This is a genomic window from Roseivirga sp. AWQ4_251 (assembly GCF_056158225.1).
Genome location: NZ_JBSWSW010000001.1, coordinates 2,251,239 through 2,273,333, shown reverse-complemented (window position 1 = coordinate 2,273,333; position 22,095 = coordinate 2,251,239). Strand labels below are relative to the sequence as shown.

The 22,095-nt window shown below is 39.0% G+C and carries 19 protein-coding genes; 3 read left to right on the top strand and 16 right to left on the bottom strand.

Annotation, left to right across the window (positions count from 1 at the left end):
* Nucleotides 1-855 (top strand): DUF5777 family beta-barrel protein, encoded by an 855-nt coding sequence (locus ACXACJ_RS10020; RefSeq protein ID WP_475134225.1) that lies wholly within the window; start codon nt 1-3, stop codon nt 853-855.
* Nucleotides 856-993: 138 nt separating this feature from the next.
* Here the strand turns inward: ACXACJ_RS10020 and ACXACJ_RS10015 are convergent, their stop codons facing one another.
* The 4 genes from ACXACJ_RS10015 to ACXACJ_RS10000 all read right to left on the bottom strand — a co-directional run bounded on the left by ACXACJ_RS10015 (nt 994) and on the right by ACXACJ_RS10000 (nt 2,988).
* Entirely contained in the window at nt 994-1,383 is a 390-nt protein-coding gene (locus ACXACJ_RS10015; protein ID WP_475135081.1) for a glycosyl-4,4'-diaponeurosporenoate acyltransferase CrtO family protein, read from the bottom strand.
* A gap of 162 nt (nt 1,384-1,545) precedes the next feature.
* Nucleotides 1,546-2,196 carry a ClpP family protease gene (locus ACXACJ_RS10010; RefSeq protein WP_475134224.1) on the bottom strand — a complete coding sequence of 217 codons (651 nt, stop codon included), beginning with the start codon at nt 2,194-2,196 and terminating at the stop codon, nt 1,546-1,548.
* 5 nt (nt 2,197-2,201) lie between these two features.
* On the bottom strand, nt 2,202-2,474 hold the full coding sequence (locus tag ACXACJ_RS10005; protein WP_475134223.1) for a hypothetical protein: 273 nt from the start codon (nt 2,472-2,474) through the stop codon (nt 2,202-2,204).
* On the bottom strand, nt 2,455-2,988 hold the full coding sequence (locus ACXACJ_RS10000) for an RNA polymerase sigma factor (RefSeq protein ID WP_475134222.1): 534 nt from the start codon (nt 2,986-2,988) through the stop codon (nt 2,455-2,457). The genes ACXACJ_RS10005 and ACXACJ_RS10000 overlap by 20 nt, the downstream gene beginning before the upstream one ends.
* Before the next feature lie 270 nt (nt 2,989-3,258).
* Here ACXACJ_RS10000 and ACXACJ_RS09995 point away from each other — a divergent pair, with 270 nt between their 5' ends.
* Nucleotides 3,259-3,579, top strand: a complete 321-nt coding sequence (locus ACXACJ_RS09995; protein ID WP_475134221.1) for a hypothetical protein — start codon at nt 3,259-3,261, stop codon at nt 3,577-3,579.
* A gap of 303 nt (nt 3,580-3,882) precedes the next feature.
* On the opposite strand, the gene ACXACJ_RS09990 is transcribed toward ACXACJ_RS09995, so the two are convergent.
* Nucleotides 3,883-4,140: a hypothetical protein gene (locus ACXACJ_RS09990; protein WP_475134220.1), complete on the bottom strand. Its 258-nt coding sequence runs from the start codon at nt 4,138-4,140 to the stop codon at nt 3,883-3,885.
* 329 nt (nt 4,141-4,469) lie between these two features.
* Here ACXACJ_RS09990 and ACXACJ_RS09985 point away from each other — a divergent pair, with 329 nt between their 5' ends.
* Nucleotides 4,470-5,228 carry a phosphatase PAP2 family protein gene (locus ACXACJ_RS09985; protein WP_475134219.1) on the top strand — a complete coding sequence of 253 codons (759 nt, stop codon included), beginning with the start codon at nt 4,470-4,472 and terminating at the stop codon, nt 5,226-5,228.
* Between the two features lie 131 nt (nt 5,229-5,359).
* Here the strand turns inward: ACXACJ_RS09985 and ACXACJ_RS09980 are convergent, their stop codons facing one another.
* The 11 genes from ACXACJ_RS09980 to merA form a co-directional block, all read right to left on the bottom strand.
* Nucleotides 5,360-6,667, bottom strand: a complete 1,308-nt coding sequence (locus tag ACXACJ_RS09980; protein WP_475134218.1) for a hypothetical protein — start codon at nt 6,665-6,667, stop codon at nt 5,360-5,362.
* Nucleotides 6,668-6,751: 84 nt separating this feature from the next.
* Nucleotides 6,752-9,970: a type I restriction endonuclease subunit R gene (locus tag ACXACJ_RS09975; protein ID WP_475134217.1), complete on the bottom strand. Its 3,219-nt coding sequence runs from the start codon at nt 9,968-9,970 to the stop codon at nt 6,752-6,754.
* Nucleotides 9,971-9,976: 6 nt separating this feature from the next.
* Nucleotides 9,977-11,251 (bottom strand): 5-methylcytosine restriction system specificity protein McrC, encoded by a 1,275-nt coding sequence (locus tag ACXACJ_RS09970; RefSeq protein ID WP_475134216.1) that lies wholly within the window; start codon nt 11,249-11,251, stop codon nt 9,977-9,979.
* Nucleotides 11,248-13,608 (bottom strand): McrB family protein, encoded by a 2,361-nt coding sequence (locus ACXACJ_RS09965; protein ID WP_475134215.1) that lies wholly within the window; start codon nt 13,606-13,608, stop codon nt 11,248-11,250. Before ACXACJ_RS09965 ends, ACXACJ_RS09970 begins: the two co-directional genes overlap by 4 nt.
* The gene (locus tag ACXACJ_RS09960; RefSeq protein ID WP_475134214.1) at nt 13,605-14,297 is read right to left on the bottom strand and encodes a hypothetical protein; all 693 of its coding nucleotides are present in this window, start codon (nt 14,295-14,297) and stop codon (nt 13,605-13,607) included. The genes ACXACJ_RS09965 and ACXACJ_RS09960 overlap by 4 nt, the downstream gene beginning before the upstream one ends.
* 75 nt (nt 14,298-14,372) lie before the next feature.
* On the bottom strand, nt 14,373-14,768 hold the full coding sequence (locus ACXACJ_RS09955) for a GxxExxY protein (RefSeq protein WP_475134213.1): 396 nt from the start codon (nt 14,766-14,768) through the stop codon (nt 14,373-14,375).
* Nucleotides 14,769-14,786: 18 nt separating this feature from the next.
* Nucleotides 14,787-16,073 (bottom strand): restriction endonuclease subunit S, encoded by a 1,287-nt coding sequence (locus ACXACJ_RS09950; RefSeq protein ID WP_475134212.1) that lies wholly within the window; start codon nt 16,071-16,073, stop codon nt 14,787-14,789.
* Nucleotides 16,070-18,055, bottom strand: coding sequence for a type I restriction-modification system subunit M (locus tag ACXACJ_RS09945; protein ID WP_475134211.1), 1,986 nt, complete (start codon nt 18,053-18,055; stop codon nt 16,070-16,072). The genes ACXACJ_RS09950 and ACXACJ_RS09945 overlap by 4 nt, the downstream gene beginning before the upstream one ends.
* Nucleotides 18,056-18,465: 410 nt before the next feature.
* Nucleotides 18,466-19,107 carry a DUF6266 family protein gene (locus ACXACJ_RS09940; RefSeq protein WP_210758744.1) on the bottom strand — a complete coding sequence of 214 codons (642 nt, stop codon included), beginning with the start codon at nt 19,105-19,107 and terminating at the stop codon, nt 18,466-18,468.
* A 178-nt stretch (nt 19,108-19,285) separates the two neighbouring features.
* Entirely contained in the window at nt 19,286-19,720 is a 435-nt protein-coding gene (locus tag ACXACJ_RS09935) for a DUF6943 family protein (protein WP_475134210.1), read from the bottom strand.
* Between the two features lie 709 nt (nt 19,721-20,429).
* Nucleotides 20,430-22,082 carry a mercury(II) reductase gene (merA, locus tag ACXACJ_RS09930; RefSeq protein ID WP_475134209.1) on the bottom strand — a complete coding sequence of 551 codons (1,653 nt, stop codon included), beginning with the start codon at nt 22,080-22,082 and terminating at the stop codon, nt 20,430-20,432.
* Between the last annotated feature and the right edge of the window lie 13 nt (nt 22,083-22,095).

Here is a 22,095-nt window from a genome sequence, read left to right as displayed (position 1 = left end):
ATGAAGAAAATCTATTTATTGCTACTCCTGTGCACGAGCCTCAATCTTTTTGCTCAAGAAGATTTATTGGATATTCTCGAAGAAGAGCAACCAGAACAGATCAATTACGCTGAAGCTACTTTTAAAGGCGCGAGATTGATCAATGGGCATACCATTGTAACCCGAAAAGCCAAAGAACTTGAGTTCGTGATTTCGCACCGCTTTGGTCGCATTAACTCGGGCATAGACGAATTCTTTGGCTTGGATGGGGCAAATGTCCGCTTTTCTTTAGAATACGGTATAACCGACCGATTAACCGTTGCTGTGGGCAGAAACTCTTTTGAAAAAGTCTACGATGGATTCTTGAAGTATAATCTGGCTAAACAGTCTACCGGAAAAGTAAATATGCCAGTTACCATAACGGCTTTTACGAGTTTGGCCATTCGGACCATTAAAAATCCAGATTTCGAAAGTGATGATTTCGAATCAAAATTATCTTCTACTCATCAATTGCTGATTGCCAGAAAGTTCAACGATAAATTTTCCTTTCAATTGGCGCCAACTTTTGTTCATCGAAACAAGGTTTTTGAAAATCAGGCAAACGACATTTTTGCACTTGGCTTAGGCGGTAGAATGAAACTAAACAAGCGCCTTTCGCTAAACGCAGAATACTATTACCGAGTAACCAACGAGCCTAACGACCTTTACAAGGACTCTTTAGGCGTAGGGATTGAAATTGAAACTGGAGGCCATGTTTTCCATTTAAACTTTACCAATTCTCAATCTATGGTCGAAAGAGGTTTCATTACAGAAACGGATGGAAATTTCTTTAAAGGTGATATTCACTTTGGATTTAATATATCCAGGGTTTTTTAACTGAATCTATCTCAGTAGATTATTTATACACACTTCATTGTTAAATTTAAGAAAGAGCTTCATTTATGAAGCTCTTTCGTTTTAAGGCATTTTAAGTTGAAGTTCTAAAGGTTTCACAGGTTGATTTTGCTTACAAAGTCACCATTCACCGAGTTTTCGGAGTCGTAGCTTTAAATACTGCTGAAGCAAAATGGGAAGTAGATTATAGAAGATGTTTGTGCCAAGGATAGCCGCAGCAAAAAGGTAGTTTTGGTAGAAGAGTGCGTAGATGCTCGACAATAAAAAAAAGAGTAAGCAAAACCAATGAAATCTTTCATTAAGCGCAATTCTATTTCGTAAATTTTTGAGGCCTTTACGTGATTTTACTAAAGAAATTGGAGTTGAATTCTGGTTTGCTTTTCTGTTTACGGCTGTTCCATTTTGAGACAGTGATTGCACCGTGAAAACAGCTCTATTTCTATAGAAACTTAGGTTTTGGCTAAATTGAAGCTTGGAGAGTATTTGTTCTGGAAGAAAGAAAAACAGCATACTGACACCGATGCTCATGCAAAATAAACTTGTATCGAAATTGTAAAGCCACCAGTAGAAAATGGGTGCAAATCCCAAAATGCTCCAGCAAAAACTGACTATTAAATTGAGCGTTTGCACCTTTCTCATAGCAGCAATATAACTGCTAAATCTTAAAGATTATTAAGTGGTTTTAGAATCGTAAAGTCCGACTTGCAATTCGGATTGTTCTAGCTTAATCAGGTTACTGGTGTCTCCTAAAACCTCATCGATTAAACCATAGGCTTTAGCTTCAACAGCGTTGAGATAGCGGTCGCGTAAAAAGAACTCTTCAATTTCTTTAGCGGAGTGGCCTGAGTTTTTTCCCATGATATGGAATAACTGCGCTTGAAGCCTTTCCTGTTCTCTTGTGGCAATGCGTACATCTTCCGTATAGCCTTTTGCACCGCCACCTGTTGGGTGCATATGGATGGTTGCCTGCGGAAGAGCAAAGCGTTTTCCTTTTGTGCCAGAGGTCAACAGTGCGGTTCCCATACTTCCTGAAAAGCCAACTGCCACGGTAGAAACAGGGGCGGAAATCATGTTAATAGCGTCATAAATGGCTAAACCTGCATAAACAACGCCTCCAGGGCAGTTGATGTACAAATCGATTTGGCGTTTTGAATCCAGACTGTTTAAATACAACAGCTGCGCTACTATGACGTTGGCCACCTGATCATCGATAGCGGTGCCTAGAAAGATAATTCGTTCTTTGAGCAACAGGCTGTAAATATCATATACCCTTTCACTTCTTCCATGGCTATCAACCACCATGGGAATTACACTTGCGTTCATAAATGTTAAAGCTTTGTAAAGAATGATAAAATCGTGTTTCTGAACTGCTTGAATTTATGCTGTGTAAATATTTGATTTTGAACTTGTTGAATTTCGCTCCGAAGTTGTGTTCTACCATACGCTTTAATTAGAGCATAACTCTTTTGCTGAGCTTCAATTTGATGTTTAAAGGCTGGGTCTAGCAGAAGTTTGGCTTCTGCAATCAAACCCTCAGGACTTTGGATGTCCTTAGCAAGCAAAGCCTCGATTTGCTCTAGTTCATTCAGCGAAGTCCTCATACTGCAATCCTTTAGCTTTCACTTGATCTCTAACTTTTTCCAAGCACTTGAACTTTTGCACTATGGCCGATCTTTCGCCCGCAAAACCAAAATGGTTAGCGAGTTTTCTCATATCGAATTTTCTGTAGTAAAAGGCTTCAAGCAAATCCATACATTTTTGGCCAGCTACCGATAGAAAGGTTAAGATTTTCTCTGAAGAATAGGAGGGCGATTCCACTGCTGTCCATTCCGAAAAGTCGCTTGGTAATTCAACCTCTTTTGGAGTTTCAGCACTTCTTTTGAACCACAAGTGTTTGGCAATTCCCAATATATAGGCATGCTCGTTTTCAATCTGCGAATGATTTTTTAATTGCTTTTCATAAAGAATAATCAAGGCATCTTGAAAAAGGTCTTTGGCTTGTTGAAGGCTTCCTCCGCGTTGACTTACCATTTTCGCTACCGCAGGAAAACTTTCCAAATAGAGCGATTCAATCCACTGCGTTCTGTCCTTTGTATTTACTTCTGCTACTTGCATAAATCAGCGTTCTAATTGTATGTGCTGTTTCCGAGAGAAAGATCACCCAATTCTATGCATTTTTTTCGCAAAGCTTGCTAAAAGGCTGTTTGGTAATCTACTTCTTTAACAATCTTATGGTTTGAAGAAATGGTTTCTCGCTATGGTTATGGAGAGATTAAGTTCGGTAAGCTTGAACCTTTGTGAAGAGTAAAGGAATGAAATCGACTTATTTGGCCAAAACATTTAATCGGATCGGAAGTTATTTTTTAGTTACCAAAACTTAATAACATGAAGAAAATATCAATCATTGCTACCCTGTTTATACTCACATTATTTGCTGCACCTACTTACGCGGCTACCAATCCTGCCAATGATACTGAGAAAACGGAGGAGGTGAAGCCTTTGACGAAAGAAGAAGCGGAAACCATGTTGAGTAGAATCAACGAAATCAAGGATATGGATAAGTCTGAACTTTCCAGAGAGGAAAGAAAAGAGTTGAGAAAGGAAGTTCGTTCTATCAAAAAAGAAATGCGTGAGCGCGATTCTGGAGGGCTTTATATTTCTTCAGGCGCCATTATCATCATCTTGCTTTTGATTATCATTCTTTAAATCATATATCATTTTAATTGAGGCCAAAGCCTCAATTAAAATACTTATTACCCTGAACATGGTTCAGGGTTTTTTTATGGGTCTAAGTAAATACTCTTCTATTGCTTTCTGAGGAAGACAGCCAATATTACGTCTTTCAATAGGTCTCTTTCTTATTGCTTATTGAGCATTGTTCAAAACCATTTGGTGAGGGTTTAAAAAGAAAGACACATGCCCATTTAAACTTCGGTTTAAACGGAACATGTGCCTATGGCGGAAATACCTTAATCGGTGAGAAACGCGTTCCCGTGATTAAGATATAACCTAATTAACCAAAATTTGGGCGCTTAATACGTTGCTATTTCCTGCTGGCGGTGTATTGTAACCCCTAACAATTATGGTGTAATATAAACCGGGTTGAAAGTTGATATTCGGGACTTCCAAATTCAACATATTATCTTCTTCCGATGTGATTTTAAGATCATATCTCATGGCGCCTACTTCGGTAAAGTCTGTAGCGTCCATAAATTCTGGATCTTTCAAGCATCTTATAGGTATTATTCTTTCTTTATGAAAGATCATATTCTGATTTTTGATTCTACATTCTACTTCGCGTATTCAATTTCTCCTCGTTTAAGAAGAATCAAATTCATGCATAAAGGTGCAAGGACTATGCCATGGAGCCCATTTTTGAATATGAATCCATATTTAGGCTCTATTTGAACTAATTCAGCGATATCGTTCTTCTTTGATCAATTAAAAGAAGAGTGTTTGTGTAGAACTGTGGGGATATACAACAGTTATGTTGGAATATATCTACACGATTCACATAAATGGAAGGAGATTAAACACCTTTAGCCCTAAGGGGTTAATTAAGTCAAACTTGATTTCGAATTTTGTAATTATCAGTTGTGTTAAGAGTCACTAGAGAATTGATTTCAGCCTCGAAGGAGCTGGTTAATCATAAGAAGGAGTATGTTACTTACATTCTATTTTTAATCATTACGGCTATTGTTTGTGCTGCAGTGTTTGACTTTCTTTTTGAGTTTACTGAAGAGCTGAGAAGGAACGATACACTGGCAATTGATGAAACGGTAACCAATTTTATCTACGCATATCGGTCGGAAACGCTTACCACGATTGTGATTGCCATTACAAGGCTGGGGGGGAAGTACACTTATTTTATACTGATTCCTGTAAGTGCGTTGGTGCTTCATTTTATTGGTAAAAGTTGGCGTTCCGTAATTCCAGCCACGGTTATATTGCTGAGTACGCTTGCTTTAAATATGGCTTTTAAATTCATCATCAATCGGCCAAGGCCTGCTATGGACGGTAGATTGGTTCACGTAGCAGATTGGTCGCTGAGTTACCCCAGTGGACATAGCATGATTTCCATGGCCCTCTACGGTTTTTTGATATACCTGACCATTACAGCTTTAAAACCGAATTGGCTTAAAATCACTTTGAGTATTTTACTGAGCTTGCTGATTTTAGCCATCGGAGCGAGTAGGGTCTATTTAGGCGTTCATTACCCTAGCGATGTGATTGCAGGTTTTGCGGCAGGATTGCTCTGGTTAGCAATGTGTTTGGCTGCTTTAAAAACCATGGTTTTCTATAAAAACCGAAAAGATAGAAAAAGCAATGTGGTGCCCAAAGAAGATGTGATATAGAACTCAATTTTTCTTGATAAAGAAAGTATCAAAATCAGTTTCTCTAACTAAAAGGAGATTTAGAAAAGATAATTTGATTGAGTAATCCCTCCAAAAGTTAATATTTCAAGCTTAAAATAATTTTTGAAATTTTATTCTTCATTGTAAACCCAATTTACTGTTAAAAATGACATTCCTTTTCTCGAAACTAGTTTCCTTTCATTAGCTGCTGGATATCCAATTGCGAAAACTACATTTTCTCCTCCGCCTTCTACATCCAAGAATGCTTTCAGCATTCCTGAGTTGAAAGGAACATTTTTAATATTAATTGGTATAACTATTTCGTCTGAATCAAGCTTTAAATCAACATTGTTCTCTTTTCGAATAATGGTCAAATTCCCACTTTTACCTTTGAAAAGCTTAATTATTTCTTCATAAGCGTACAAGGGTAGCTCACAATCTTCGTAACAGATATTAATTACTCCAGCCGTTGAACCTTCGTTGGGGGTAAACCCTAAGTCAACTGGATTTGAAAGTGTTTCCTCAATTTCTTTCACATTGTGTATTTCCTCAGCTCTACTCCAGATTTTTTTATATCCCTTAACCTGTTGTAGTACAATATTGGGTGTGAATGAATATTCAGGTTCTCTTTTTCCAACTTCTTCTCTTTTTTTAACCTTTAGTTCATATTTCTTAATACTAAGATTTGTGAGAAATGATGGTGGGAGATTAAAGGGTTCAATTAAAGAAGGAGTAAGATAAAATGGGTCGCCATTTTTATAAAATTCAAGAAACTTTTCAATGTGATATCCTTTTTTAAAATCAAGTGTTTTCCAGTAGTACATTTGAGCAACGAGCCTTTGTTGGTTTTTGCCATATTTCTCAAATTTTTGATCTTCTCCTAGAAATTTAAACTGATCATTTAATCTAGATCTTTCAGGGTTTGCATAGAGATATGTTGTGTAACGATCGTCAGATTCTATCACAATAGAGACAACGATATTGTTTTCGAGATCATCGAAAGCATTATTGTTGACCCAAGATCTTAAATATGTGAAAAAATTGGTGGCATAGTCTTCGTCCTTATAGGTTGGGCCAAAATGAGGAAGAATATCTTCATTTCTAATTGTGGGAATCATAAAACCATTAGTCTTCCACTGATTATATTCAATTCGGAAACTTGGAGGAGGTTGGATTATTATTGAAGTGAACTCGATAATGGACTTTTCAATGAACTGTTCAATTAAGAATAAAAGACTTCCTTGTATCAGTCCAAAATACCATTTATCAAAAGCCAATAACCCAGATAATATACCCAGTAGGGTAAGAATCCTTAACGCCCATTTGAGATGCTTTTCAAATTTCTCATGAACAACAAGTCGAGGTATAGTACCTCTCCATTCAACTCGTATTAATGTCCGACTATCTATAGTTAGATTCCTGCTAATTCTTATTTTCATTTATAAAACCTCATAGTTGATACCCAGCATGAGTTCAGAACTCTCATTTAAAAATTAATGGTAAGTATTATACAATATCCGATTTTACGCACTTCTCTGATAAACACTTTTGCCTCCACCATAATAATTAGTGTAGATATGTTGGTAAACGCTAACTGTCTTTTGACCGACTTCCTCGTCAGTGTAGATCTCCTGAGGTAACCATAGGAGGTTGTCGTAAATCATTCCTTTAACCTGAGCAGTAATTTGTCGGCTTTCCCTCCATCTTTCAATCTTGAGCTTTTCTGCTTTGAGTTTCTCGAGAGTTTGAGTAGCCACCTTCTTTACGTCTTTGAGCTCTTTCGGACTAAGTTCTTTTCCTTCTTTGAGCAGGTCGAATATGGCGAGGGTTTCTTGTCCTAAATTTTCCCTTACTGCTCGCTGATCTTCCTCAGATAAAGTTTTTAAGTATTCTGTCAGTTTATCAAAGGCTCTTACTGTATTTTCCAGAGACTTGCCATTATTATACTCTTCAATAATCTCCTTGTAACGATCATAGAACTCAAGTCTCAGTGGGTTCTCCTTGAGCATTTGTTCCAGCTTTTTTTCAATAGCTTGTTGTAGGTCGTAGGTAAGGGTATTCTTTCTAGGAGCTTTAGCAAATGCAGCTTTGAGTTTATCAAAGTCCAGATTACTTAAGTCTACATATACCTCTTCTTCCGGCTCTTTTACAATATCCTTAATAAAGACACTGTCACTGACAAGTGATTGAAGCTCCATCATCACCTCGGTGATGTCTGCTGTTTTTACTTTCTGATTAAGTAGCCCGTAAATCGCCTCAATAGCATTATAATCTCTTACGTAGGGCTTTACTTGCTCTTCAGGATAAAGGGCTTTGAACTTCCTGAAGACATTTCTTACCATAATTTCAAATGTGGTTCGAGTGGCTTCGTTAAGGTTAATGCAGTCTGCAGCTTCCTTAATCTTTCCAATCTTCTGCATGGGGTTGGCTTCAACGAGTTCTTTTAGCTGAAAATTGAGACTGGCTAGATATTCTTTGATTTTATCAATTGCCTCTTTTAGTTCTACTTCAAGCATGACCAGCTCTTCAACTGGTTTTATAGATCCATCTTTCCCTTCTTTGCTTCCAGGGCCTCCCGAGCCTTTACTTCCTTCGCCATAAATAGAGTAGGCCTTTTCTAACTGCTCATAGACATTCCCATAATCTACGATCAGGCCATTTTCCTTCATATCATCATAAACCCTGTTGGCACGGGCTATGGTCTGCATGAGGGTATGGCCTTTGATTGGTTTGTCTAGGTAAACGGTTGAAACACATTGGGCATCGAAACCGGTAATCCACATGGCACATACAATGGCCAGACGGAATGGATTATCAGGGTCTTTAAACTCTTTTTCCAGATTTCGTTCTACCATTTTTCTGCGGTGCTGCTCAATGTCTAAATTCATCTTTCTGAATTTGTCCACTTCATTTTGCTCACTGCTTACCACTACACAGACTTCCGTAGTTTTAACCTTGGCATATTTTCTTTCCAGCTCCTGAGCTTCCTGAGAGTCTACAGCATTCTTGATTTTATCTTCCAGTTCGGCTAAATACTCCGGCCAATATTTCATAACCAGATTGTGCATTCGAACAGCGGTGGGCTTGTCCAGCGCAACAAACATGGCTTTACCCTGATACCCTCTTTCATTGAAGTGCCAGACGAGGTCTCTGGCAATGGCATCTAGTCTTGGTTCGGCCGTAAGAATTGGATAGTTCTTTTGAAACAAATAGGTGAGCTTCTTCTGTTGATCTTCATCCAGGTTTTCATCTTCCAGAATCTCAGCCATCTGCTCATCGAGCTTGGGATTTTCAATATCTAATTTTTCACCCTTATTGATGTATTTGAGTGGGAGAGTGGCTTCATCCTCAATGGCTCTTTTGAAGTCATAAACTGAAACGTAATCACCGAAAATATTCTTTGTGTATTCTTCTTCGTCTTTGATAATCGGGGTGCCGGTAAAGCCTAGGAATGAGGCATTTGGCAACCCATGAAAGCGCATGTTTCTGGCATATGTACCGCCCTGAGTTCGGTGTGCTTCATCAGAGATTACAATGATATTTTTCCTGTCTGTAATAAGTGGATATTCACTTTCCTTTTCCGGATCAATAGAGAACTTATGGATTAAGCTGAAAACGTATTTATGATTCTGAGCGAGTAGTTCTCTGAGGTGATCTCTTCCTGTTATTCCAGATTTATTTCCAGCGATAATAGACTTATCATTGACCACACCTACGCCTGAAAAGGTATCATATAGCTGGTTCTCTAATTCCTGGCGATCAACAGCAATAAGGAAAGTATAAGAACCGCCCAGTTTCCGATGAATTTTCTCGCAAAGGAAAACCATGGAATAGGACTTGCCGCTGCCTTGGGTGTGCCAATAAACCCCCAGCTTTCCCTTCAGCTCTTCTATGTTCTTCACATTGTCGATTACTTCGTTAACCCCGATAAACTGGTGGTTTTTTGCCATTAGCTTCATGACGTCACCTCTTGATTCATCGAAGAGTAAGAAGTTCTCAAAAATGTCCATAAGCCGATGAGGTGCACAGGTACCTCTGAGCATGGTGTCGAGGCTTACTATTCCTTCTTCGTCTTCTTCAATTCTTTTCCAGTCAAGGAAGTACTTATAAGGACTGGTAAGTGTACCTACCTTGGCATCGGTGCCATTGCTGAGGATGATAAAAGCGTTGCAGTTGAAAACGTGTGGTATGGTGTCTTTATAGTCTCTCAGGTTGTCATCGTAGGCGTTCTGCAGATCGTGCAAGTGGGCTTTGAGTTCCATGAAAACCAGAGGGATACCATTCACGAAACCGATGACATCCGGTCTTCTCAAATAGAGCTCTCCCAGCACCTCGAACTGCCGAACCGCCAGAAAGTGGTTATTCTGATAATTGCTGAAATCGAATACTTTGAGTTTCCTTTTAGTAAGTTCTCCATCAGTATTGGTGTAGCTAACAGGAACCCCATTCTTCAGCAGATCGTATTTCTCCTTGTTAATTCTTCCTGCAGACTGATCGGCTACTTTTTGTGTGATTAGTCCTATAGCTTGCTCATAAACCGTAGAAGGGAGGTCAGGGTTGAGTTGAATGAGTGCTTCTTTCAGGTATTTGGTAAGTATTACTTCAGACTTATTGTCTCTTCCCAATAGTCCTTCTCCAAAAAACTCATTCTTCCAGGCGGTCTTTACTTCCCATCCCAATTCTTCCAATACATCTTGGGTAGCTTGCTCTATTAATCCGTCTTCTGAATATTCGTAGCTCATTGTGTGTCAATTGATCATTGGTAGTTTAATTCCTACCTGATAAACGTCATTATAGTCTTTTAACTCCTTGATTTTCTTTTCAATATCTGAAAAATCTTCAATTCCATTTGTTTGATCGGGGTGAATAATTAGGCAGTCAATTACCTTCCCCTTTTCTATACTAAGCTGCTCATATACCCTTTTTAATCTAGCGTAACCGCTGACTTGGCGTATGTCCTCTGTCACTACACCGCTCAAGTATTTGAGTTTATATTTAGTATCAACTACCATTTTAAAATCTGGACTATTGATAAGAAAGTCTAGCTCGTTGCCTTTGCTCTTAAACTGATATTTTACCTGTTTATGAAATCTATCTCTAAGCAGTCCGAGCGTATAAAGCTCAAAAAGCTTACTCATATCTATCCAGAATGGAGGGGTTTTTACGACTTGCTGGCTAGTATTTGAAATATTGTATCCGAACCTTCTCAGAATGAGCTTGGCTAGATTTAAGGCTGTGGGATACTCCTTATAGAAGCTGTTGGCTTTTACGGTCTTAATTTCTGATAACTCAATTTGATCGGATATGCTTTCAAAGGCCGACTTGATATAGTTGAAAGTATCTATTAAGTCTTTGTGATTGGTTAACTGAGTATAAGTAGGCAAGTATCTTTTAATGAAGACTAATGCCTTTTTTAGTAGTCTGTTTTCACTGTGGTCAAGCCCATATTCTTCATAACTGCAATAAGTGTTGAGCTTTTTATTCTGAAGAAGGTTTTGCTTAATAGTCTTTCCAACCATTACTTTTCCCTTTACTCTGCTGTGAAGATTTCTTTCAACCTTGTAGTAAGACTTTTTGAGTCCTTTGCGTACAATGGTCTTTAAAAGACTTAAGAATTCAACGATTAGAAAGGGTGTCAAAAGGTCTTGTTTTTGCTCAATGGCAATGGTTGGGGATTTCCAGTCGACCTCAAAAAGCTCATTAATTTCTGATGCTACTTCAGGATGCTTCAGGCATGAGAAGAGCATTTTAATGTAGTCGGTTTCGTTTGAATCATCATTGAGTTTTGGGCTTACACAAATGGCTGCCTGCTCAACCTGAAGCCAGTCTACTCCAATAAAGTAGCTTGTTGAAATTTGAAAATTGTTTTCCTTTCCTTCTATTGAGTAGCAAGGAAGGCTAACATCTTGCCCTTTTCTTGATTTACTAAATTTTCGAACTCTTGTTTCTTCAGAAAAGGGGAGACTAGTTGAAATGAATTCTCGCTTTTCATGTTCTCTATATGTGTGCTGTATAGGTTTCAAAGTGCTAGTTTGCTTATTACTTCTTTGGCCTCATCAAGCAAAATCCCATCCTTAACGTATTCATGGAGAATAGGCAGAATTTCATATTGAAGCTTCATTTTCAACTCTTCTTGTTGCTCTTCTTCGGTTCCTGACTTGAGAATGAAATAACTATGGCCTAGCTGAATGTCTTTGTAATCGAAATCTGGAGCCAGATAATCCGAATTTTCCTTGCTGCCTTCTTTTTCAGTTACAAAAAGCTCTGATACTTTTCTAAATAGGTCTTTAGCAGCAGGATTCTCAATTACATTCTCATCGGGTAACACATCTACAAAGGCAAAGCGTCTTTTAATGGCATAGTCAATATGCCCTACACTTCTGTCTGCTGTGTTCATTGTCCCAATAATGTAGAGGTTGTCAGGTATTACTATGCTATGATCACCATTAATGGCGTAAATACTATCTACTGCTTCGTTTCTATATTCAAGTGCATAAATCAGTTCTCCCAGTACGGAGGGTAAATTCGCTCTGTTGATTTCATCAATGATTAATATGAATGAATGTTCTTCCCTTGGAAGCATTCCTATATAATTTCTGAAGTCATTTTTAATGTGCCTAATATTTTCAGATTCATTCTTGCCCAGAAAATTTAAATAGGTCTCCTTATTAAACTCAACATCAAAATCAAGCCAGGTTTGTTCTCTCCAATTTCCATCATCAAACAACACCTCATACTTTAACTTGTTAGGATCATTGACATCTCGATAATCGGATATTGATTTTAGCCGAATGGTTTGCTCCTTGTCGAAATAGTAATCTTTGCCTGTTTTTCGATTTTTTCTAAGGAGCTTAGCAATATGGTCTTTGTATAACTTGCCTAAGCGATCCTTATCTGTGTCTACTACTATTGAGAATTTATCTGCTTTTTCAGCGAAATTCCCTAATAGCTTGTTTTTAACCTCGTATTTAACTTGATCACGTTCATTGGTCCTTGTGACAATACCTCTAATAAAATCTTCATAAGAGTAAGAAGGATGGAACTGAACTAAGGCAAAATGACCACTCCTCTCTAACCTCTTCTTTTGTTCAATTTTATCTTTGGATACCTCTCCAAAAATCATCGATTCTGCAATGTCTTTAGCGGTATAGGTTTTACCTGTGCCAGGAGGGCCTTGAAGGATGATTTGTTTTTTAGTTTGAAGCAAATTCTTAAAAGTGTTCATTTCAAAGTTTTTTGAATAGTCATCTGCAATTATTAGAGTAACAAAAGATCTAAAAGTTTTTAGGAGGTGGTCATAATCAAAGCTATCATATTGTGCTAAGATGTTATTAGGTTGATGGATATGATCCAATAGGCCATACTCTACCTTTCCAAATTGAAAGTTCATAAATAGTTGCTTGGCAGTTTTCTGGCTTTTATGAGAGCTATTATAAATGGCCAACCAAATCCTGTCTTGACCCTGGTTTTGAGCCCCATCAAAAGTGACGATTCGAATCTCAGTTATATCCAGAATATTAAGATCTCTTCTTAATCGATCGGTTAGGTCATTAAGGAATTTTTCTACTCTGTGTTTGACAGGAATATGGAAAAATCTATAAAGAATTCTGAAATTGGACGTCCAAGACCTGAAAGCATCGGTAGAGAAGTCCTTTGTTATTTGCTCTTTGATTTTCTGTATTCTCTCAGTCGTTACTTTATTACCTGCTCTTAGGTCTTCAAGGATTCTTAGTCTTAAAAGAACCACCGGTTGTTGATCGATATTTCTGAGTTTTCTGAAATGATAGTAGAGTTTTTCAATATTTTTAATAGGCATTGAATTCACTGTATTGAAAAGATACTCTTCATCATTGCTCAACTTCTCGAATGTCTTTTGCAGTCTGATTAACTTCTGAGCATTTATATCTACTTTAGCCTGTTGTGCCTCTTTTAAAGATTTGAGAGTAGTTAAATCAATGTCAAATACTGGTTTTAGGATTTTCTCTTCAAAAAGAGAGTGCTCATCATTGGGGATTTGAACAAATGTTGATCGAAAATCAGGTGACCACCATTTTTTAGTGTCCTTATTGAAGTTTTCTTGGTTCTTAGCGCTAACTAAAACTTGAAACTCCCTTTCCAGCCAGTCATCCTTTCCAGATAGTGAAGAGGTTTTTGCCATTTGATCTGAAAAAAAACCAATTAATTCAACTGTGTCCGCAGATCTACATAGAAAGAAGAGACTACCTTCTTCCGCGTCTGTAAACTCTTTTCCTGGCTTAGCCTTACTTCTTCCTGCAGACTTTGTATCTGGATGAACACAAACAAACTTTTGCTGTATTAATTCATTGAACTGCTGGTCATTAAAAAAATCTTTTCCCAAGGAGAGCTTATATATTTTCATCGGTAATTTGATTTATAGATAATTCTTTTGATTCTTTGAAAGTCTTTATCCTTATCTCTCACCAAATTTTTCCTTGAGTCATACTCAAATTCATCATAACTGATCTCAATTAACTTGATGCCATGTTCGGGGAGCACATCTCTTCTTCTCTGGTCGTAGATCTTGCGTTGTTCTCCTCTGGAAACACCGCTTGCAGTTTGTCTTCGATCAAATAGTTTTACGGGCTCTGAATGCTGTCTTTCTCGGTATTCAATTACTAGATTTAGGTAAGGGTAGAAGATATCTACAGGTAGCCTGGTGCCTGCATCTCCTTTTAGGAAATCGAATTTGTGCTGCCTGCTGCCTTTTAGTTCTAAGACTTCATCACAAAGGTCGATGACATAAGCTTCATCACTGTCTTTTCGTTTGCTTGAACTCTTGCTTGACGATTTGCTTGGGATTTGCTTTTGGTTTGGTAAAACCGTTTGAATTGTTGGTGTCACCTTCTTGCCGCGAATGACCTTGATAACATTCAAGAAATCATGTTCGGTGTAGCATCCTCTAAAACCAAAATCACTTGCATGAAATCCTAGTCTTCTGATTTTAGCTCTTATGCTTTTTTGTTGGGTTGTATCTGCCTTGAGCTTTTGTCTAATCAGATCAATGATCTCATCTGCTTCTTGTTTTGTGTATGTTGTCTTGCTTTTCATCTGTATTTAGCTTCTGACTCAGCCGCCATTATCATCTATTTTCTGTTTGCACAGGATTAAAAGATAGTATGATGTTCATGATGATGTGTTTTTGAGTTGCTTGTTGAAGACCCTATGATACTGTAATCTTTCTGCGCCAAAATTGATCAGCAAGCCATCAGCAATTTGGTACGCTTCACAGTAATTGATGGCCTGAGCCTTATGCACACCTTCCAGTTTTACAATTGCTTTGAGTTCGAGCATCACGCTCTCTTCAACCAGAAAATCTACCCTTCTGGTACCGACTGACTTACCCTTATAAGTCAGTGGCATTTCTAGTTCTCTGGAAAAGGAAATGCCTTGTAATCCAAATTCAATGGCTAATGCTCTTTGATAAACCACCTCCTGGAAGCCATTACCCATTTGGTTATGCACCTCCATGGCGCATCCAATAATCTTGTGGGTTAAGTCATCTATGGTATCAAATTTCATCTTGCCTATCTTTTCATCTCACTCATCATGTGCAGACCTATACTCAACCCCCGGCTCAGCCGCCATTAACATATCCTCAGCATCTCCTTGCTCAAAAGCACTTAAGTCCAATTTATCCACATCGATCATACCTGTCATTAAGCGGGGGAGTAGGATGTCTCGGGCTTCTTTAAGGAGTTGGTTTTGTTTTGAAAGGCTAAGTACATTCTGAATGCATCTACCAACTATTTCTTCAAATTGATCCATAATAGCTTTTGGGGGTTTATTCAACTTAACGAAATCCAATTCCTTCCTTTTAATGTGTTTCATTGTTGCTCCGGTTGTAAGCAGGTCGAAAATCTTCAAAGAGTTTTTTGTGGATAAGAATACATAGCTTTTACCGTAGTCCTTATTAGGTGTCACTTTAAACAAATGTTGGTTTAAAAGTCCCGTTTCAAAATTCCATACTACTACCTCTAAAGTCGCAGACCATGAGAAAAGGATGTCACCATTATTTACAATATATTTTTGAGGAACCTCATTACCAGTATTTCTCGGTGTGTCTGAAACAACACCACCTTTCATTTCTTTTATCTTAATTACTGGCATTCCATCTTCACCAAGGTCTTTGGGTTTAAATGCATAACCATTAAGAAATCCTCCTATCTCACTTAATTTGACTGATTCCCACCCCTTAGGCAGTCCTGTTTCCTCATCAATAGGCGTTGTCTCATGCCCGGGGAATTTCATGCGGACAAACCACTCCTCATAGGTGAGTTGGGCTTTTTCTTTCAGTAGCTTAATGCGCTTGAGGTTGTTTTCGATTAGGTCATCATAAGCCGAAAGGATAGCCGCTATTTTGCCTTGGGAGTTTTTATCGGGTAATTCGATTTTTACTCGAGATAAGTTAACTCCAGTTAGATGTTTAATTGCAGAACCAGTAAAAAAACCGTTGAAATAGCCGTTCTTACCTTTATAATAGAGTGAGTAATATAAAAATGTGCTATCAACATTATTCTTAGCTCTAATTCTGTGTAATGCTTTTTGGATCATCATATTTTGGTTTTGACTTTTCCAGATCGCACATCTGCCCGGTTCGCCACCTTCACACATTACAATGTCTCCTGTTCTTAAACTATACTTTTCAAACTCTGATTCTTCAAATCTCATTTGTCTTAAATCAGACATCTCAATTTTACCCCAAAGAACATTGACATTGGCTAGGTAGGGATAAAAAACTCCCTTATTCTTTCTTTGATCAAGCATTTTGCCCAATCGCATATCAGCTAATTCATGTAAGTGATGTTCTTTCCAACCTAATTTCATAATTCCAATGACTGAATTTTAGACATCAAATTATTGGCCTCTGTATTCAAGGCAGCCAGTTCAGAATGAATCTCTTGGATTCTGCCATGGTAATCGAAGTCCATATCAATCTCAATGCTTACGCCCACATAGCGGCCGGGAGTAAGGCTGTAATCTTGTTCTATTACTTCTTCCAGGTCTACCACTTTACAGAGTCCTTCAACGTCTTTGTAGGTGCCTTTTGGGAAGTATTGATCTAGTGCTTTCCAGTCTTTAATCCACTGTTGAGTTTCTTTAAGTGGTTCGGAACGTTCGTTGTTATATGCCTTTATAAGTTTGGCAAAGGCATTTATTTTTTCCCTAAAAGGTGCAGTTTCTTTTTTGGTAAGTTTCGGGTCGACTTTTCTTTTTTTCCCTTCTGCTTCAATACGCTCAACCTCCTTTTCCCATGTTTTAATTTTCTCGGATACTCCTTCTAGAGCAGTATTGAAAATCTTAAGGTGTTCTTCAACACTGTTTAAGTCAGATTCTGTCCAAGAAATAAGTTGAGCTAAGGTGAAGTCATCTATTTTATACTCCTGAATGGTCTCAAGCGCTATAGTCATTGATTTAGTGTACAATGCAAAGAGCTGAGCCATTAACTTATTGGTTCTTGCTTTGTGTTGGTTAAGAACAGTTTCTGTAGTATTGATATCACCTCTAAAAAAGTCTATAATGCTATTGAGGTTGAGTAACTGTCCTTCAGAATAGTCATTAATTGTGGTGCTTACAGTTCTGTAGATATTCCGGGCATCAATCATTAAGATTTTATTCTTGTTCTCTGTCTTTTTGCCCTTGTTGTAAAACCATAAATGGCAAGGCAAGCTTCGGGTATAGAAGAAGTTATTGCCTACGGAAACAATGCACTCCACATCGCCTGTTTCAATCAGCTTTTGCCTGATCAGCTTTTCGGCATTACCGGCATCCGTAGCAGAAGAAGCCATTACAAAACCTGCTCTTCCAGTTTCATTCAGGTAGGAATAGAAATACTGCATCCACAGGTAATTACCATTGCCAATGCTGCCTTTACCTGTAAGCGGAGCCCCAAAAAGCAAACGGTCGTCTTCGGTTAAGAATTTATTCTTGGCATCTATCTTATCTACATTAAAAGGCGGGTTAGCCATTACAAAGTCGCACTTGCCGGTAAGGTTAAAGGGGTTGGTATAAAAGCTGTTGCTCTCCATAATCTTCCCTTCAATACCATGAATGGCCAGGTTCATTTTGGCCAGTTTGGCGTTGTTGCTTTTTAACTCCGTTCCATATACCGTAATAGCTTCATTCACAGACTTGCCTGCATCGTGGTCTTTAATGAAGTGAGCCGTCTGCACAAACATGCCACCCGAACCGCAAGCAGGGTCGTGGATAATGCCATGGTTGGGCTGAATAAAGTTGATGATCAGGTTCACCAAAGAAGGAGGGGTAAAGAACTCTCCACCTTCCTGCGCACCGGCACCCTGCATAGAGAACTTCATCAGGAAGAACTCATAAATGCGTCCGAAAACATCACCTTTGGCTTGTTTTACGGCATCCGCATTGAAAACTCTTACCAAGTCTCTCAATAGCTTTGCATCGAACTCCTGATAGCTTTTGGGAAGAATACCTGCTAAGTCGGGATATTCTTCCTCGATCAGTTTCATGGCATTGTTGATAGCCTCCGAAATGTCTTCGCTTTCAGGTAAGCCAACCAGGTAATCATATTTCGCCTTCTCTGGAAGCATAATAGCTCCAGCTGCAGCATAATCGTCTTTTGTTGCTTCTCTAGTTTGCCCGGTACGTGGGTTAACCGGAAGAGACTTTTCTATTTCAATTTTGGCGTCCTCGTATCTGTTCTGCGCAAAGCGAAGCAATACTAAACCGAGTAGGGGATCTTTATATTCAGCAGCCGTGAGTTTGGAATTTGCTCTAAGGTCATCGGCTGAATCCCAGAGTTCTTTTTCCAAGGCCTTAATATCTGTTTGAGTCATTAATGATTCTTTAATGAAAGGTTTTCAAATTATATTTTATCGGGTTATCAGACAATGTTTTTATTCTGACTGGAAGATATTTGAAGGCATACCGAAAGACTAATGATTTTCCCAAGCCAGTTCATTTGTACAGAAATCATTTTCCTTGAGTAAACTCGCTAAAGATACCAACTTGCATGGGTGGGTTTGCCCAAAAAGCATCCTTTGGAAGCTTACTTCCCGATGCAAAATATTTGAAACGCTTTTAACCTGTTGTTTTTCAATGTGTTGCTAAAATGGTAGAAACGTATTAGCAACAAAAAACGCTTAGGAATGTCAAACTAAGCGATAAAAAAGGAAAAATCGAGGGGTACGGGCATAAAAAAACCGCTCCACAAAGGAAGCGGTTTTCAAGGAAAACACCAATCGCTTTACGCAACTGTTACAGAGCCTAAATAAACGCTGTTAGCGACTTTAGTTCCGTCTTCTGATACAAACCCTAAGAAGACTTCAACGTCTTCTCCTGAGTACTCAGAAGGCACTGGAATGGCCGCTGATCCGGCAGACCTTGCTGGTCCCGCAGTGGTGAACACTGCTTCCCCTCTGGTAGTGTTCAAAAGAACAATCAGAGCTTTGTCTGTTGCCTGAGCACTTCCGCTTCCTGAATTGTCTGTCCAGGTTGCTTCTACGTTTCCAGCACTTGGAGAAGTAGCTGCACCGTTGGCCGCACCTGTCAAGTTACCACGAGTAACCAACGCACTTGCATAGTCAATCATGAAGTTTGGATAAGCTCCGGTAACTGCATTGTTCAGGTTGTAAGACATGGCCGCATTGAATTGGGTCATACGGTTTGCATACAACTTGAAACCAACTCTCAGGAAGTCTGTCATTGGCTGCAAGAACCTTAGGACAGTTGAGAATTTCGAACGCTGGTCAACCTGACCTTCCGTTCTTGGATTCGCTACACTGGAAGGTTTGATGCGCAGGTAATCGATGCCCTTCCAAGTTCCACCGATTACATTCCCTACTTGGCCTGATACGCCACCGAGAATACCTTGATTAATTTTTCCCATCTCTTTACGATTTTTAAGGAGTTAAACATTTGCTTGGACTTGACACGGACTTACCATGGATTTGCCCTTCGCCAACTAAATTACTTCAAGAATTAGGCGGTAGTTCTCTCTTGGGTGCTGTTGCGGTGGTGTGCTTTATTTTGCTTTTGTCGCCCTGTTTTTTTGGCAGGGCAGGAAGTTACCCTGCATCTGCTTCTTTCATCAAGTCATAAAATATGGCTTGTCTGGCAGTATCAATCATCTTTAGTGTGACTTTGATTTTTTGCTCGTTGGTATCGAGTAGTTGAAGGGCTTGAATTGCCTTTTGAAATGCCTGTGCTTTAAAGCTTGCTTTGGTAGAGCTTTCACGGATCAGCTTTCGGATTTCATCAATAGTCACAAATGGAATTACGGAGCCTTTCAGGAGATAGTGAAAGGATTTTGACCTCCACAATCCAAAGCATAGCCAAAAGAGAAATTCCCTGTCCTCTTGGTTGTCGGTAAGGCAAACAAAGCAATTCGGGCAAGCGTTGTTGAGCGGTTTCCCGCTGTTCAATCCTTTATTCAGGATAAAGAAGTGCGGCTGTTGGTAGCTGCTTTCCAGTCGGTGTGTTTTGATACGAAACGATTTCATACAGTGAGCCATTAAAGTTTTGCTCGCTGCGCTTCGCATAGATTTTTTCAAAAGAGAAAAGAAAAAAGGGAAAAAAAGAAAAGAGAAAGCTGTCTTTCAGGCGGGCGGAGGTCGGCTGTCAAGGTTTTTGGAAAAAATACTACCCGAAGGGTGGAGATTTTTTTCAAAACCCGTAGGGCTTGACCTTTACAGTCCGATAGTGCGATGGGATTGTGCGAGCCCGCCTAACTTTGCTTTTCTCTTTTTAAAATTTTCCCTGTACGAGTAAAAAAAAAGAGCCCCCTAAAAAGGAAGCTCTGAAAGGCACAACTCGAACCAAAAGATACGTAGCGTATAATCGGTGATACCGAAACGCTGAATGCCTGCATGGAACGGATGACCTGAGGTGCGAACGCCCGCCAACAACCACCGGCTGCCGAAACGGACTCTGAATAAGAACTTATACATAATGCCCCGTCATCACAGGACGGTGCGATTGCAGCAAGGGCTGTGGGAAAAAAATACTACCCGTAGGGTGGAGATTTTTTTTCCTAACAGGCGAAGCGAACCCTTGCAGCTCTCGCATCCGCACGCCTGTACCTTTGCTTTATGTATGAGTGATTATTGACTATTTATGGCTATTAAATGCCAATTCTATGAACCAGTACTATTTGAATAGCAAGGCAATGCATGAATGGGAATCGAAAACATAGAATTGAAGGAATTTGATTTAGCTTGCACAACAACTTAATTTCGATACGTCTTTTCCGAAAGTTATGGCTGCTAATTTTATTCCTTCTCCCAAAGTCAAATAAGGGTAGAAACTGTCTGCTAAGTCTTTCACCGTTATTCCGTATTTGATTGCCATACTTAATTGTTGGATAAGTTCTCCGCCTTCGGGTGCGACTACTCTTGCACCAATGAGTTTATCGGTTTCGGTGTTACGAATGAGTTTGATAAAACCCCTTGTGTCGTTTGCTGCTATGGCTCTCGGCACGTCTTTGAGTTCCAATTTTGAAACTTCAAACGGAATGCCTTTTGCTTCTGCCTGTGCTTCATCTAAACCTGCGCCTGCAATTTGTGGGTCAGTAAAAACCACCCAAGGTAAAGAGGAATAATCGGCTTTGTTTTCTGTTCCTGAGAAAGCATTTTCAACGGCAATTTTACCTTCAAAAGCGGCTGTGTAAACAAATGCAGGGGTGTTGGTTACGTCACCTGCTGCGTAAATGTTGGATAGATTGGTTTCCATCTTTTCATTTACTGCAATGTGTCCGCTTTGGGTGAGTTCCAAACCAATGTTGTCCAATCCTAATTGATTTGTATTGGCTTTTGTTCCTGTGGCAATTACCACCCTTCCTTTTTCTACTATTTGAGTAAATGAACCATCAGGACATTTACAGTGAATGATGGTTTCATTCGCTTGTTTCTCGAATTTCACGGCTCTGAAATTAGGTAAGATTTCAATGCCTTCTTTTCGCATTTGGGTTTCCAATGCTTCACTGATGTCTGGGGTTTGTGTCCGTAGAACACGGTCGGTAAATTCAATGATTCGGACTTTAACGCCTAAACGATTGTACGCCATTGCAATTTCCAAACCTATGTAACCTGCTCCCATAATGGTCAAGCTTTCGGGTTTTTCTTCCAAGTCGAAAAGGGAAACGTTGGTCAAGTAGTCAATTTTGTCCAATCCTTCAATAGTCGGAATGTTGGTAGTAGCTCCAGTGGCTATTAAAAATTTGATGGCTTTGTATTCTTTGCCGTCTACTTCAATGGTTTTGTTGTTCTTGAACTTTGCCCAACCTTTTAGCATAGTCAGGTTTTCAAAATCGCTTACCACATCCATATATTTTTTCTCTTGAAGTGTGGCTACTAATTTTTTCTTGTCTTTGATGATTTGAGCAAAATCAATATCAACGCCTTTTGGTCGGATGCCTTCAAAGTTGGAATGTGTAGCGTGATAAGCCGACTCGCCTGCACGAATAAGATTTTTAGAAGGCACACAACCCACGTTGACACAAGTACCGCCAAAGTCCAAACCACCGTTTACCATTAAGGTCGTTAAACCTAAACTTTCGGCTTTTATAGCTGCCGAAAATGCAGCCGAACCGCCACCGATAATGATTAAATCAAATTGATTATTCCTACTATTTCCATTTTCAGAAATTTCACTTTTTACACGATAGTTTTTTGTGCCGTTAATGGTATTGATGATTTCTTCTTTACTTGTTTTGGTAGGGTCAAAAGAACATTCACAAGTAGCTTTTGGGTAGCTCACATTGGCTTCTTTAACACCCTCATTTTGTGAAAGCATTTTTTTTATTCCTGTGGCACAATGGTCGCAGGTCATACCTGCAATTTCCAATTTTATTTTTTCTTCTTTCATCTTATTTTTTTAA